Annotated in this window: 16 protein-coding genes; 13 read left to right on the forward strand and 3 right to left on the reverse strand. The window is 73.7% G+C overall.

The window, feature by feature from the left end; translation table 11 throughout:
* Positions 1-100 precede the first annotated feature (100 nt).
* The 10 genes from PATMI_RS30260 to PATMI_RS30275 all read left to right on the forward strand — a co-directional run bounded on the left by PATMI_RS30260 (position 101) and on the right by PATMI_RS30275 (position 10090).
* On the forward strand, positions 101-715 hold the full coding sequence (locus PATMI_RS30260) for a TetR/AcrR family transcriptional regulator (protein WP_051471670.1): 615 nt from the start codon (positions 101-103) through the stop codon (positions 713-715).
* 78 nt (positions 716-793) lie between these two features.
* Complete coding sequence (locus PATMI_RS30265; RefSeq protein WP_051471672.1) at positions 794-1789, forward strand: amidohydrolase family protein; 996 nt, start codon at positions 794-796, stop codon at positions 1787-1789.
* Positions 1786-2316 (forward strand): cysteine dioxygenase, encoded by a 531-nt coding sequence (locus PATMI_RS30270; protein WP_051471674.1) that lies wholly within the window; start codon positions 1786-1788, stop codon positions 2314-2316. The genes PATMI_RS30265 and PATMI_RS30270 overlap by 4 nt, the downstream gene beginning before the upstream one ends.
* Before the next feature lie 34 nt (positions 2317-2350).
* A complete protein-coding gene (locus PATMI_RS0114430) occupies positions 2351-3175 on the forward strand; it encodes an MBL fold metallo-hydrolase (RefSeq protein WP_026911394.1) in 825 nt (274 codons plus the stop codon).
* A 171-nt stretch (positions 3176-3346) separates the two neighbouring features.
* On the forward strand, positions 3347-3661 hold the full coding sequence (locus PATMI_RS0114435; protein ID WP_026911395.1) for a Rieske (2Fe-2S) protein: 315 nt from the start codon (positions 3347-3349) through the stop codon (positions 3659-3661).
* A 1-nt stretch (position 3662) separates the two neighbouring features.
* On the forward strand, positions 3663-5114 hold the full coding sequence (gene sufB / locus PATMI_RS0114440; RefSeq protein ID WP_051471676.1) for a Fe-S cluster assembly protein SufB: 1452 nt from the start codon (positions 3663-3665) through the stop codon (positions 5112-5114).
* On the forward strand, positions 5111-6403 hold the full coding sequence (sufD, locus tag PATMI_RS0114445; protein ID WP_026911397.1) for a Fe-S cluster assembly protein SufD: 1293 nt from the start codon (positions 5111-5113) through the stop codon (positions 6401-6403). The genes sufB and sufD overlap by 4 nt, the downstream gene beginning before the upstream one ends.
* A gap of 79 nt (positions 6404-6482) precedes the next feature.
* Positions 6483-8120 (forward strand): glycoside hydrolase family 5 protein, encoded by a 1638-nt coding sequence (locus PATMI_RS0114450; RefSeq protein ID WP_157260780.1) that lies wholly within the window; start codon positions 6483-6485, stop codon positions 8118-8120.
* 50 nt (positions 8121-8170) lie between these two features.
* Positions 8171-9331, forward strand: coding sequence for a M20/M25/M40 family metallo-hydrolase (locus PATMI_RS0114455; RefSeq protein WP_026911399.1), 1161 nt, complete (start codon positions 8171-8173; stop codon positions 9329-9331).
* Between the two features lie 36 nt (positions 9332-9367).
* A complete protein-coding gene (locus PATMI_RS30275) occupies positions 9368-10090 on the forward strand; it encodes an LOG family protein (protein WP_036725888.1) in 723 nt (240 codons plus the stop codon).
* Positions 10091-10123: 33 nt separating this feature from the next.
* On the opposite strand, the gene PATMI_RS36740 is transcribed toward PATMI_RS30275, so the two are convergent.
* The gene (locus PATMI_RS36740; RefSeq protein WP_026911400.1) at positions 10124-10993 is read right to left on the reverse strand and encodes a hypothetical protein; all 870 of its coding nucleotides are present in this window, start codon (positions 10991-10993) and stop codon (positions 10124-10126) included.
* On the reverse strand, positions 10990-11346 hold the full coding sequence (locus tag PATMI_RS0114470; RefSeq protein ID WP_036725891.1) for a rhodanese-like domain-containing protein: 357 nt from the start codon (positions 11344-11346) through the stop codon (positions 10990-10992). Before PATMI_RS0114470 ends, PATMI_RS36740 begins: the two co-directional genes overlap by 4 nt.
* Positions 11347-11457: 111 nt before the next feature.
* Here PATMI_RS0114470 and PATMI_RS30280 point away from each other — a divergent pair, with 111 nt between their 5' ends.
* From PATMI_RS30280 to PATMI_RS34685, 3 genes are all read left to right on the forward strand, one after another.
* Positions 11458-11895, forward strand: a complete 438-nt coding sequence (locus PATMI_RS30280) for a Fur family transcriptional regulator (RefSeq protein ID WP_051471678.1) — start codon at positions 11458-11460, stop codon at positions 11893-11895.
* Between the two features lie 126 nt (positions 11896-12021).
* The gene (locus PATMI_RS0114480; protein WP_026911402.1) at positions 12022-13179 is read left to right on the forward strand and encodes an acyl-CoA dehydrogenase family protein; all 1158 of its coding nucleotides are present in this window, start codon (positions 12022-12024) and stop codon (positions 13177-13179) included.
* An 89-nt stretch (positions 13180-13268) separates the two neighbouring features.
* Positions 13269-13895, forward strand: a complete 627-nt coding sequence (locus PATMI_RS34685; protein ID WP_051471680.1) for a metallopeptidase family protein — start codon at positions 13269-13271, stop codon at positions 13893-13895.
* Positions 13896-13916: 21 nt separating this feature from the next.
* Here the strand turns inward: PATMI_RS34685 and PATMI_RS34690 are convergent, their stop codons facing one another.
* Entirely contained in the window at positions 13917-14447 is a 531-nt protein-coding gene (locus PATMI_RS34690) for a MarR family winged helix-turn-helix transcriptional regulator (RefSeq protein ID WP_051471682.1), read from the reverse strand.
* Positions 14448-14476 lie beyond the last annotated feature (29 nt).

The raw sequence follows: 14476 nt of genomic DNA on the forward strand, positions 1-14476 counted from the left end.
GGCTCCGGGAGGCGGGGGTTCTACAGTTGTAGAAGAGAATTCTTCTACAGTTGTAGAAGAACCGTCTCCGGTCGTCAAGACCCGCTGCGATACTCGCCCTGTGGCCCGCAGATCCGACCAGCCCGACCGCCGCGACCTGCTGCTCGACGAGACGATCACGCTCGTCGTCGAGGGCGGGCTCTCCGCGGTCACGCACCGCGCCGTCGAGCGGGCGGCTGGCGTCCCGCACGGCTCGGTCACCTACCACTTCGGCACGCGCGACGACCTGATCGACGCGCTCGTCGACCGCATGGTCGCCGTCTGCTCCGCCCAGGTCGCCGAGATCGCCCGGCAGGTGACGATGGCGCTCGCCGGCCCGGCGGGTCGCGCGAGCGCCGCGGGGCTCGACGTGGACGCGGTGACCGACGCCCTGATCCGGTGGATGGACGAGTCGCGGAACCTGCAGCTCGCCCGTCTCGAGCTCGAGCTCGCCGCCGCCCGCGACGCGCGGCTCCGCGCCCGCATGACCGAGGCCGCGCTCGTCTTCTGGCGGATGTGCGAGCCGATCGTGCTGGCGATGGGGTCGGCCGACCCCGAGCTCGACGGCCGGGCGATGGGTGCGGCCGTCGACGGATTCCTGCTGGACCACCTCTCCCACGACCCGCCGGACCCCGCCGTGGTGCGTGCCGGTGTCCGTCAGCTGCTCCGTTCGTGGGCCCCGGATCCCGGTCCCTGACGAATGTTCGTTGAAAACCCCCGAAACCCGACGGGATTAAAACACTTAAACCCCGACCGATTTGCTACCTTTCGATGCGTGAGCACCGCGACCGACCTGCACCAGCACGCATGGCCGGAGCCGTTCCTCGCCGCGCTTTCGGCGCGCACGGATGGCCCCCGGACCCGCGTCGACGCCGACGGCAGCTGGAACCTGCTGCTGCCGGGCGAGCCGGACTGCGTCCTGGGCGAGAAGGAGATCGACCTCCACCGTCGCGAGGGCGCGCTGTTCGCTGCGGACCTCGACCGGGCGCTCCTGGTGCCGCCGCTCGCGATCGGCATCGACGGGCTGCCCGCCGACGACGCGCGGGCGCTCCTGACGGCGTGGCACGAGGGCGTGCTCGCCCACGGCGGCCCGTTCGGCGTGTGGGCGTCGGTGCCGTCGCAGGACCCGCGGCCGTCCGACCTGCGGGCCGCGCTCGACCGCGGCGCGATCGGGCTGGCCGTGCCGGCCGCCGCGCTCGCGGACGCCGATGCCCTGGAGCGGTTCGGACCGGTCCTCGAGGAGCTCGCCCGCGCCGACCGGCCGCTCTTCGTGCACCCGGGCGCACCCGCGAACGGCGCCGTCAGCGGTCGCCCGGACGACGCCGCCTGGTGGCCCGCGCTCGGCGACTACACCGGGCAGCTGCTGCGCGCCTGGGCCACGTGGCTCGACCGCGGGCACCGCGACCACCCGACGCTGCGGGTCGCGTTCGCCGCGCTCGCGGGCGGCGGCGCGCTGATGCTCGAGCGCCTCGCGGCCCGTGGCGGCCCGGTCGACCTGGCCCGCTCGGAGCACATCGCCTACGAGACCTCGTCGTTCGGCCCGCGGACGATCGCGGCCGCCGCCCAGTCCGTCGGCGCCGACCGCCTCGCCTTCGGGAGCGACCGGCCCGTCGTCGCGCCGGAGGAGCAGCACGTCCCGCGCGTCGCCGGCGTCGACGCCCGGCGTCTCGCGACGGTCGCGGCCGCCCGCCTGCTCGGCGAGCCGGTCCCGTCGGCGGAGCAGGACGCCGACGTCGTCGCGGCGCCATCCGTCGTCGCGGTGGCGGCATGAGCGTCGTCGCACGGCCGGCCGAGGAGTTCGAGGGCACCTACCCCGTCCGCCGCGGAACGCTGTCGAGCGGCGAGCTCGCCGAGTTGGCGCGGACCATCGCGGACGACCCGTCCCGGTGGGAGGACGCGGTCCGCCACGACCCCGACCAGCGCACCTACGCCCTGCTGCACGAGGACGACGACGTCACGATCTGGCTGATCTGCTGGAGCGCCGGGCACGACACCGGCTTCCACGACCACGACGTCTCGAGCGCCGGCGTCGCCGTCGCGTCGGGCACGGTCGTCGACGAGCGGCTGACCGCGTTCGGCGACCCGATCCGGCGCGAGCTCGACCCGCGTCACGGCGCGACCATCGAGCCGACGGAGATCCACCGCATGCGCCACGGCGGCGGCGGCCCGGCGGTCTCGATCCACGCGTACTCCCCGCCGCTCCTGCGGACCGGCGCGTACGAGATCGCGGCGGACGGGCAGCTGCTGCGCCACGCCCAGCCGGGCGAGGACGCGCTCGTGCCGGCCGGCGGCGAGTAGGCGCACCGGGCCGCTCCGGGTAGGCTCGCCGCCGGTGAGCACCCCGCCCCGGATCCACCACCTCGACTGCGGCACGATGTGCCCGCACGGCCTCGTCGCCCTGGGGCTCGCGCCACGCGACCCCGGGCACCTGGTGGCCCACTGCCTCCTGATCGAGGCACCAGACGGGCTGGTCCTCGTCGACACGGGCTACGGCACGGGCGACGTCGCGACGCCCCGCCGCCTCGGGCCCGCCCGGCACCTCCTCGGGGCCCGCCTGGACCCCGAGCAGACCGCGGTGGCGCGGGTCCGCGCACTGGGGCTCGACCCCGCGGACGTCCGCCACGTGCTGATCACCCACCTGGACCTCGACCACGCCGGCGGCCTCGGCGACTTCCCGAACGCGACGGTCCACCTGCACGCCCCGGAGCTCGAGGCCGCCCGCGCGCGCCGGGGGGACGCGAAGCTCCGCTACCGGCCCGCCCACTGGGCGCACGGGCCGCGCTGGGCCCCGCACGCGACTGGGGACGGCGACCCGTGGCGCGGCTTCGAGCGGGCGCGGCTGCTCGAGGACGTCGGCGTCGAGATCGCCCTCGTGCCCCTGCCCGGCCACTCGGCGGGCCACGCCGGCTACGCGATCGACACGGGGGCCGGCTGGATGCTGCACGCCGGCGACGCCTTCCTCCACCCCGACGAGATCGCGTCGCCCCCGCGGCGCAGCCGGGGCCTGCGCGCCTACCACCGGATCAACAGCGACGACCACCGCCTGCTGCGGGAGAACGCGGGCCGCCTCGGGGAGCTCGCGCGGGACCACGGGGCCGACGTCGACGTCTTCTGCTCGCACGACGCGGTGGCGCTGCGGCGGCGCCAGGGCGCCTGAAGCGGGGCGTCCCGGGCGCCCTTAGGGCGCCCTAGTTTGTAATCCCTTCAATTGCGGGGAGAGATCGGGGCCCGGTCGCGATACAATCCCGTCCATCGGCATCGGACATGACCGCGGAGCGCGACGTGCGCCCCGAAGCCGTCCGATCCACGATCGCCCGCCGCCCTTCCTGTGCCCCTGATCGACGTCTGCCCGCTGAACGAGCTCCCCGTAGGGGGGCGCGTCACGCTGGAGCACGACGACGTCGAGGTGCTGGTCGTCAACTGCGGCGGCACGATCCTGGCGATGGAGGACCGGTGCAGCCACGACGACGGCGACATGTCGGACGGCGAGCTGGACCCTGAGGCGTGCACCATCGAGTGCCCACGCCACGGCTCCGTGTTCGACCTCCGCACCGGCCGACCGAACACCCTTCCGGCGTACCAGCCGGTTGACACCTTCCCCGTCGTGATCGACGGGGACACGATCAAGTTGGAGATGGACTGACATGCCCACGCCTCCCGAGACCACCGGCTCCCTCCTGAACGAGGAGGAGTCCTCGCTCGTCGACCTGAACGCTGACTACACGGCGAAGTACGGCTTCCACGACGCCGAGAACTACCTCTACAAGGCGCCGAAGGGCATCAACCGCGAGATCGTCGAGAAGATCTCGGAGTTCAAGCAGGAGCCGCAGTGGATGCGCGACTTCCGCCTGAAGGCGCTGGACTACTTCCTCGCCCGTGAGCAGCCGACCTGGGGCAGCCCGATGCTGGCCGAGGTCGACTACGACGACATCCACTACTTCGTGCGCGCCTCCGAGCGCTCCGAGCGCTCCTGGGACGACGTCCCCGAGGACGTCAAGAAGACGTTCGACCGCCTGGGCATCCCGGAGGCCGAGCGCAAGTTCCTCTCCGGCGTCGGCGCGCAGTACGAGTCCGAGGTCGTCTACCACCAGGTGAACGAGGAGCTCGAGAAGCAGGGCGTCATCTTCACCGACATGGACACCGCGCTCCGCGAGCACCCGGAGCTCGTCCGCGAGTACTTCGCCACGGTGATCCCGCCGAACGACAACAAGCTCGCCGCGCTCAACAGCGCCGTGTGGTCGGGCGGCTCGTTCGTCTACGTCCCGCCGGGCGTGCACGTCGAGATGCCGCTGCAGGCCTACTTCCGCATCAACACGGAGAACATGGGCCAGTTCGAGCGGACGATCATCCTGGCCGACGAGGGCTCCTACGTGCACTACGTCGAGGGCTGCACCGCCCCGACGTACTCGAGCTCGTCGCTGCACTCCGCCGTGGTGGAGCTCATCGCCAAGCCGGGCGCCCGCATCCGCTACACGACCGTGCAGAACTGGTCGAACAACGTCTTCAACCTCGTGACGAAGCGCGCGATCGCCGAGAAGGACGCGACGGTCGAGTGGGTCGACTGCAACCTCGGCTCCAAGCTGACGATGAAGTACCCGGCCGTCTACCTGATGGGCGAGCGGGCGCACGGCGAGGTCCTCTCCATCGCGTTCGCCGGCAACGGCCAGCACCAGGACGCCGGCGCCAAGATCGTGCACGCCGCGCCGAACACGACGTCGAACATCTTCGCCAAGTCGATCTCCAAGGACGGCGGGCGCTCCAGCTACCGCGGACTGCTCGAGGTCGGCAAGGGCGCCTACGGCTCCAAGTCGAAGGTCGTCTGCGACGCCCTGCTGCTCGACGACAAGTCGCGCACCGACACGTGGCCGACGATCCGCATCGACGAGGACCAGGTCGACATCGGCCACGAGGCCACGGTCTCGAAGGTCGGCGACGAGCAGCTCTTCTACCTCCAGTCCCACGGGATCGACGAGGAGGAGGCCGCGAAGCTCATCGTCAACGGCTTCATCGAGCCGATCGTCAAGGAGCTCCCGATGGAGTACGCGGTCGAGATGAACCGGCTCATCGAGCTCCAGATGGAAGGCAGCATCGGGTGAGCACGACCACCGCGCCCGCCCCCGTCTGGCTCTCCGCGCTGCGCTCCGGCGCCGCCGAGGAGCTCCCCAACATCGCGATGCCGCACTTCCGCGGCACGCCGGGGTGGGAGTTCACCGAGATCCCCGAGCTCGACCTCGACGCGTTCCCGACGGCGCAGACCGCCGACGCGTCGATCGTGTCCACGGTCGTCGACGACGCCCCGCGCGTCTTCGACCACCTGCCCGAGGGCACGATCCGCCTGACGCAGGTCGACCACGCCGTGGTGCGCGAGTCCGCGGCGCTGCCGGACCCGACGGCCGCGGGCAAGCAGGCCATCGTCCTGCCGCTCGAGACCGCCGCCGCCGAGCACCCCGACCTCGTCGAGCGGTACCTCGGGAGGATCGAGACCGCGCGCACCCCGTTCACGGCCCGCAACGACCGCGACTGGGTCGGCGGGTTCTTCGTGTACGTCCCGCGCGGTGTCACGCTCGACGCCCCGGTGCTCCTGACCCTGATCCAGGACCAGGCGGGTCGCAGCGTCGCCCCGCGCACCCTGATCGTGCTCGAGGACGGCGCGTCGGCCGAGGTCTGGTCGCAGACCACGTCGAGCTCCCCCGAGCTCGAGGCGCTCGTCAACGGCGTCGTCGAGATCCACGTCGGCGCGAACGCCCGGCTGCGCTTCGTCGACGTCCAGGACCTCTCGGAGAAGTCGTGGATCTTCGGCGCCCAGCGCGCCACGATCGATCGCGACGGCTGGGTCGACTGGATCACGCTCGGTCTCGGCTCCGCGAAGGGCAAGGTCTTCCAGGAGACCTCGCTCGACGGCGCCGGCGCCCACGGCCGCGTGACCGGCGGCTACGCCACGCACGGCAAGCAGCACCTCGACTTCGACACGCTGCAGACGCACATGGCGCCGAACACGACGTCGGACCTCGCGTTCCGCGGCGTCCTGGCGGAGAAGAGCTCCACCGTCTGGCGCGGCATGATCAAGGTCGACGAGAAGGGCCAGCAGACCGACGCCTTCCAGGAGTCGCGCAACCTACTGCTGGGCCGCAAGTCGCACGCGGACAACATCCCGGGCCTCGAGATCGCGGCCAACGACGTCCGCTGCACCCACGCCGCGGCGATCGCCCAGATCGACCCCGAGCAGCTGTTCTACCTCCGCTCGCGCGGCCTCGGCCTGAACGCCGCCCGGCGCCTCGTGATCGAGGGCTTCCTCGCCGAGCTCGTCACGCGGTTCGAGGAGGGTCCGGTGCGCGAGGCGCTCGGCGAGATCCTGCAGCGCCGCATGGACGCCGTCCTCGGCTGACGGCCCTGGCGTCGCCCCCTGCGGGCGACGCCGCGATCGAGCTGCGCGGCGGACCGGTCGGTCTGCCAGCATGGCTCGCGTGTCACGGGTCACGCACGCAGCCGTCCGCGCACCCCGGCCGGGGCGCCGATCACGCTCCGGGTCGACGCTCGGCGCCGCGGTGCTCACGGCCGCCCTCGGCGGCGCGCTCCTCGCCCCGACGGCGGGTGCCGCGCCCCGGCTGAAGACCGACGGGAAACCCCGGGCCGGGTCGTCGAAGACCGGCGCCGTCTGGGCCGAGCGGGCCCGGGCCGCCGCCGGCGACGTCCCCGGGCCGTTCGTGGCCTCCGACGCCCTGAAGGTCGCGGCGGCGCCGGACGGCAGCCGGATGCTCGAGACCGCCTCCGGTCGCCGCGTCCTGCTGCGTGGCGCGAACGTCAACGGACTCGTCGACTACGGCGGCGTGCACGGCGCGGTCGGCATCACGTCGGTCGACGGCGAGCAGGCCCGCGCCGTCGGGCTGAACGTCGTGCGGCTCGCCGTCTCGTGGTCGCGGATCATGCCCGCGCCGAACAGCGTCGACCAGGCGTACGTCGAGCAGGTCCGGTCGGCCGCGCGGGTCTTCGCGGACCGTGGCATCTACGTCCTCATCGACATGCACCAGGACCGCTACGCGGCGAACCTCGGGCAGCCCACCGCGACGGAGTCCGACGGCGCGCCGCGCTGGGCGGTCGACACGCAGGGCGCCAGCTGCGACTTCGCGGCGAGCACCCTCATGGGGTACGCCAGCTACTACACGACGGCGTGCGCGGCGAAGGCCGCCGAGGGCCTGTTCCAGAACCGCACCGTCGCGGGTCGCCCGCTGCAGGACGCCTACGGCGACGCGGTCACCGCGATGGCCGGCGTCGGCAAGACGCTGGGCCCTGCGTTCGCCGGCATCGAGCTCTACAACGAGCCGCGGAGCGAGGACCCGTCGCTGCCCGACGCCTGGGTCTCGCGGGAGCTCTGGCCGATGTACACGAAGCTCATCGGCCGCCTCCGGGGCGCCGGGATGCAGGCCCCGATCTGGTTCGACAGCGTCGGCGCCCTCGCGTCCCGGTTCAGCGACGACGGCAACCTCGTCTACGCGCCGCACCTCTACACCGACGTCTTCGGGCGGTTCCCCGACGACGGCACCGCGGAGCGGCAGCGGACCGACTACGCCAAGGAGGTCGCCCGCGCCCGGACGTTCGGCGCCGCGATGGTCGTCGGCGAGTACCCCGGCGCCCGCGGCGGCGTCTGGGAGGCCTACCGCCAGACCGGGCTCCAGGCGCAGGACAAGGCCCTCATCGGCGGCATCATGTGGGTCTGGAAGCAGCACCCGACCAAGGACTACGGCTGGGGGCTGCTGCAGCCCTCCGGTGCCCTGCAGCCCGAGGGGCAGGTCGTCTTCGACCTCGGACGGCCTCGGATGGTCACGTCCGCCCCGACGGTCGTGAGCCAGGGCTACGACGGGACGACGATGACGCTCGTCACCCGCGGCGCCGGGATCGTGGAGCTGTGGAACGGCGTCGCGTCGGGCGCCGCCGCCGGCCGTGGTCGCGCTCCCGTCCTGACGGTCGACGGCGCCCGTCCGACCGCGCGGATGACGGTCAAGGCGCGGACGCTCCGGGCGACGCTGCCGTCCGGTCCCGTCGGCGGGCAGCGGATCCGGCTGCGGCTCCCTGCCGGCGAGCACACGCTGCGGCTGAAGCCCTGACGCGGCCGATCGGGGACCGCACCGGGCGGTCCCCGTGCGAAGGTGGTCGGGTGGCCCTCGTCGACGACCCCACCGCCCGCGCGCTCCTCGACGCCTCCGACGCGGTCGCGTCGATCGCGGGCGACCTGATCGGGCCCCTCGTGGCCGTGTCGTCGCCCTCCGGCGACGCCCCCGCGTTCGAGCGGTGCGTCGACCTCGTGCTGGCCGCGCTGCCGGACGACGCCGAGGTCGAGCGGATCCCGTGCTCGACCGCCGGCAGCGCCCCCGACCTGCTCGCCCGCGTCCGGGGGACCGGCACCGCGCGGGTCGTGCTGCTCGGGCACCTCGACACCGTGATCCCGCACGACCGGCACCGGCCGGTCGAGCAGGACGGCGACCGCTGGACGGGGTCGGGCACCTTCGACATGAAGGGCGGCGACGCCCTCGCGATCGGCCTCCTCGACGCCGTGGCCCGGACGCCGGGCGCACGCGACCTGTTCGCGGAGGTCGCGCTGCTGCTCGTCGCGGACGAGGAGTGGCGCACCGAGGACTTCGCCCACGGCCCGCGCTTCCGGGACTGGGACGCCTGCCTCTGCTTCGAGGGCGGCGAGCGGACCGCCACGGGCGACGAGGCGGTCGTCGTCCGCCGCAAGGCCGCCGCCGCGATCGCCGTCACGGGCGCCGGGGTCTCCGCCCACGCGGGCTCGAGGCCAGGCGACGGCCGGAACGCGCTCCTGGCCCTCGCCGAGGTCGCCCGGCGCGCCGCCGCGTCGCACGAGCCGTCGGGCCCCGAGCTCCTGAGCGTCGTGCCGACGATGATGCGGAGCGGGACCGCGCTGAACGTCGTGCCGGACGACGGCGAGCTGATCATCGACGTCCGTGCGGCCGAGATCGCGTCGCTGGAGCGCGTGCTCGCGAGCCTGCCGGACGACGTCGACGGGGTCGGCATCTCCTCGCGGTTCAGCCGGGTGTGGCCGGGCATGGACCACCGCGCGGCGGCGGCCCCGGTGCTCGATCGCGCCGCGGCGCTGCTGGGTCGCCCGATCGCGGCGTCGAGCCGCGGCGGTGCGTCGGACGCCAGTCACCTGGCGTCGTGGACCCGCGTCGCGATCGACGGCCTGGGCCCCCTCGGCGGCGGCGCCCACGCCGTCGACGAGCACGTCGACGCGGGCACGCTGCGGGAGCGCGCTGCGGTCGCACTGGCCGTCCTGGCGGGCGTTCTCGTCTCCTGAACGACCACGGATCCGGCGGCCGTTAGAGTCGCGGACGTGACCGATTCCGCACGTCGTCCCGGGTCCGCCGACGAGGAGCTCCTGAGCGCCGAATGGGCGCAGGTCGAGACCGAGCTCACCGATCCCCAACGGATCGACCGGATCGCCGCCGAGCTCGACATGGCGTTCGGGCAGCTCGCCGACGTCCGTCGCGGGATCACCGTCTTCGGCTCCGCCCGGCTGGGCGAAGGCACCCCGCAGTACGAGCTGGCCCGCGAGCTCGCGCGGCGGCTCGCGACCGAGGCCCGCGCCGCCGTCATCACGGGCGGCGGACCGGGGATCATGGAGGCCGCCAACCGCGGGGCGCACGAGGGGGAGGCCCGCTCGATCGGCCTGCTGATCGACCTGCCGTTCGAGACGGGCAGCAACCCGTACGTCGAGCTCGCGGTGCCGTTCCACTACTTCTTCACGCGCAAGGTCTCGTTCGTCCGGTACTCCGACGCGTTCGTCGCGATGCCCGGCGGGTTCGGCACGCTCGACGAGCTGTTCGAGGTGCTCTGCCTCGTGCAGACCAAGAAGATCCGCTGGTACCCGGTGGTCCTCGTCGGCACGGACTACTGGGGCGGGCTCGTCGACTGGATCCGCGAGCGCGTCCTCGCCGAGGGCCTGATCTCACCCGGCGACGAGGACCTGATCACGTGCACCGACGACCTCGACGAGGTCGTCCGGATCTGCACCGAGGCCTGCGACCTGCGGTCCGGGCCGGTCAACGCCGCCTAGGAGCAGAGGCCGGGAGGACGGACCAGACGGAAGTCAGACCGACGTCCCGCCGGCCGTCGTCCGGTCGGCCGGGGCGCCGTCGGCGGGCGCCGGCTCGAGCTGCTCCCAGCCCGGCCACGCGAACGGCTGCGCGTCCGACCGCAGGCGCGTCGTGCACGCCGCCGCCGCTGCCGGGTCGACGGCGAGCGCCCGGAGGAACGCGCCCCGCGGCGCGCCGTCCGCGGTCCGGCCGTGGACGAGCCGCAGGACGCCCGGCTCGTCCAGCGCCGGCAGACGGCGCCCGTCCGCGGGCACCGGGCCCACCGCGACGGGCGCCCCGGCGTCGGTCAGCGCGCCGTGCAGCGACACGTAGGTGCGGAGGTCCCGGCACGGGCTGCCGTCCGCCCACGTCGCGCGTGCGCCGCGGAGCCGCCCGAGCGCGTAGTTGCGCCCGAGGCTCTCGCTGGCGTTGACCACGCCGAGCTCCTCGTCGGTCAGGAGCAGCGCCCACGCCCGCAGCACCGTCCCGGGGGAGGGCGCGATCGTGGCGGGCACGTAGCCCGCGTGCACGTGCGCCGACCACACCGCGTCGACGTCGTGGAGGGCGAGCGCGAGGACCGGCACCGCGACGCCGCGGTCCGGCGCGGACCGGAACTTGCGGGCCAGGGTCTCCGGCGCGGGGTTCGACCCGTAGCCGAGGACGGCGTGGCGCGGGACGTCGGCGGCCCCGGCGGCGTCGCGGACCCCGGACCACGTGGTCGTCCGCCCGCCGTCCCGGAGCAGCGTCCCGGGGCCCCACGGCGCCGCGGGGTCGACGAGCGGCAGGTCGCCCGCCCGGGTGTGGACGTACGACCCCGCCGGCTGGGCGAAGGGGTACCGGGCGGCGCGCTCCTCCGGAGGCTCGGCCGGACCGGCGGTGCTCAATGGTCGGCGACGGTCCCGCCGGCCGGGACGAGCGGGTGCCCGGCGCGGTCCCAGTCGAGGATGCCGCCACGCAGCGACCACGCGTCGTACCCGGCGTCGCGCAGCGCCTGGGCCGCGATCCCGGACCGCCCGCCGATGCGGCACTGCACGACGATCGTCGCCTGCCGGTCGAGCTCGCCGATCCGTGCGCCGAGCTCGCCCAGGGGCACGTGGAGCGCCCCCTCGATGCGGCCGGCGTCCCACTCGTAGCCCTCGCGGACGTCCACCAGCAGGACGCTGTCGCGCTCGAGCTCGGCGGCGAGCTGCGCGGCGTCGACCTCGAGGCCGGGCTGGTCGAACACGGGGGAGGGCATGCCCGCACGCTACCGTGCCGCCCGGCCCCCGACCGACGGTCGGGCGGTGCTCCTCCGTGCCCGCCCGTCGCGCGCGGCCCGCGCAGATTGCGGGACCTCTAGAATGCTGGTATGGAGCCGACCTCGACCCCCGCAGACGTGGACGCCGTGCTGGTCTCCCGCCTCCGCGGAGCCGGGTTGCGGGTCACGCCCCAGCGCCTCGCGCTGCACCGGCTGATCGCCTCGAGCAACCGGCACCTGACGGCCGAGGCCCTGCTGCGCGAGGCCGCGCAGGAGCTCCCGGGCCTCGCCCTGCCGACGGTCTACTCGACGCTCGAGCTCTTCGCCGAGCTCGGGGTCGTCCGCCGCGTCGCCGCGCCCGGCGCCGCGCGGTACGACACCGACCCGACGCCGCACGACCACTTCACGTGCGTGCGCTGCGGGCAGCTCTACGACCTCGACACCAGCGCCGGTCGCGCCGCCGCACGCCGTGCGGCCGAGGGCGCGGGCCATCGCGTCGAGAACGCGACGGTCGTCGTCAGCGGCGTCTGCGCCGGCTGCCTCGCCTGACGCCTCCGTCGCGGTCCGCCGGTCCGCCGTGGCGCGGGACGCACGAGGACCTCGCCCCATCGCGGACGGGGTGCACCGGTGTCCCGCCACACCGGGCCCGATGTGTCCGCGTCATAGGATCGAGCCATGTCCGAGCTCGGGTCCGACCTCTACGACATCCCGGAGGAGTTCCGGGACCTGCGGGCGGCGATCCGCCAGATCGCCGAGGAGCAGATCGCACCCGGCGCCGCGGAGCGCGACGACAAGGCCGAGTACGCCTGGGACGTCAAGAAGCTCCTCGGCGAGCAGGACATCCTCGGCCTCGCCGTCCCTGAGGAGTACGGGGGCAACGCGATGGGCACGCTCATGCTCCAGATCGCGGTCGAGGAGATCGCCCGGGTCGACGCGTCCTGTGCCCTGATCCTCATGGTGCAGGAGCTCGGCTCGCTCCCGATCCGCCTGTTCGGGTCCGAGGAGCTCAAGCAGCGGTTCCTGCCGAAGGTCGCCACCGGCGAGTGCATCCCGGCGTTCGCGCTGTCCGAGCCCGAGGCCGGGTCCGACCCGTCGTCGATGAAGACCCACGCCGTCCGGGACGGCGACGAGTGGGTCATCAACGGCTCGAAGAACTGGATCACGAACACCTCGGTGGCCGACGTCTACGTCGTGTTCGCGAAGACCGACCCCGAGTCCGGGCGCATCACCGCGTTCGCCGTCGAGTCCGACCGGGAGGGCTTCTCCTACGGGCCGCTCGAGCACAAGATGGGGATCCGCAGCTCCCCGACCGGCTCCCCGGTCTTCGACGACGTCCGCGTCCCGCACGAGAACGTGATCGGCGAGGTCGGCCGCGGCATGTCGGTCGCGCTGGGCACCCTCGAACGCACCCGCCTCGGCGCCGCCGCGCAGGCGGTCGGCATCGCCCAGGGCTCCATCGACTACGCGGCCTCCTACGCCAAGGAGCGCATCGCGTTCGGCCGCCCGATCGCCGAGTTCCAGGGCCTGCAGTGGAAGCTCGCCGACGCCGAGACGAAGGTCGCGGCCGCACGCGAGCTCCTCTACAAGGCGTGCGCGGTGTCGGACCGGACCGACCGCGACGGCGGCTTCGGGAAGTGGAGCTCGATGGCGAAGCTCTTCGCGTCGGACACCGCGATGGGGGTCACCGTCGACATGCTGCAGATCCTCGGCGGCTACGGGTACGTCAAGGACTACCCGATGGAGCGCTTCATGCGCGACGCGAAGATCACGCAGATCTACGAGGGCGCGAACGAGATCCAGCGCGTCGTGATCTCCCGCGCGATGCTGGGCTGATGACGACCAGCGGGCTCCGTCCGGGCGTCCGCGGACGTCCGATCCCCAGTCCGTACCGGTCCGCCCCGCGCGTGGCGTAGATTGGGCGCATGAACGCTCGTACGCCACTCGTCGTCGCCGTGGTCGGCGTCTGCCTGGCGTCGACGCTCACGTACCTCCTCATGGGCGACTGGACGAGCCAGCCGCTCGTGAAGGTCGTCCAGCAGGTCGGGGTCGTCGCGACCGTCGTCGGCGTCATCGTCGGCGTGCTGGCGCTGATCACCGGACGGCTCGCCGACTACCGCGAGCCCGCGACCGACGAGGAGTTCGAGAAGGTCGTCGCGCGGTCCGAGTACCTGGCGGCCCAGGGCCTCGCGGTCGAGCCCGACGAGGACGAGTTCCTGGCCAAGGACCCGTACGACGACACCGACTTCGCCGAGCTCGTCCGGGACGCCCTGGACGACCTGCCCGACCTCCTGATCGGCGTGCTGCAGGGCAACGTCGCGGTCGTGATCTCCGATGACGGCCGCAAACACCACGCGTACGGGCTCTACATGGGCGACGGCGCCACGCGGGACGACCACTCCGACCGCATCATGATCTTCCGCGACACCCTGCGCCGCGACTTCGGGCACGACGCGGACCTCCTGCGCGAGCAGGTCACGATCACCGTCCGGCACGAGCTCGCCCACCACGTCGGCTTCGACGAGCTCGGCGTCCGCGACCTCGGGCTCTAGCCCGGCCGGCCCCGCCGGCGCTCAGTCCGCCCCGGGGTCGCCGCCCTGCCCCAGCGCCGCGAGCTGGTCGGCGGAGGCGTCGATCGCGTCGGCGAGCGCCGCCAGCGCCCGGGCCCCGGCCGCCCGGTCCTCAGGCGCGACCGTCTCGGCGATCCCCCGCCGCCACGAGAGCACCTTCGCCCGGCGCCCGCCGGCCAGCGCGCGGCCCTCGTCGGTGAGCGCCAGCCGGACGACCCGGCCGTCCGCCGGATCCCGTGACCGGACGACGAGCCCCTGCGCCTCCAGCTTGCGCACCATCGTCGTCGCCGTCGGCGCCGCGGTCCCCGCGATCTCGGCGAGCGTCCCGACCGGCAGCGGCTCCCCGGCGTCGAGCAGCGGCTCCACGAGCAGGTACTGCGGCATCGAGAGCGGGCCCAGGTGCTGGTTGCCGTGCCCGCGGACCCGGCGGAGGGCGCGGGTCAGCCGCCGGAGCTGGAGCTCGAGCTCCCGCCGGCCGGCGGTCGCCGCGTCGACGTCGTCGGGGAGCGCAGGAACGTCGTCGGCGGCGGTCATCGGTCCCGCGGATGATGGCGGGTCGGCAG

It is taken from the genome of Patulibacter minatonensis DSM 18081, from assembly GCF_000519325.1.
Classification (GTDB): Bacteria; Actinomycetota; Thermoleophilia; order Solirubrobacterales; family Solirubrobacteraceae; genus Patulibacter; species Patulibacter minatonensis.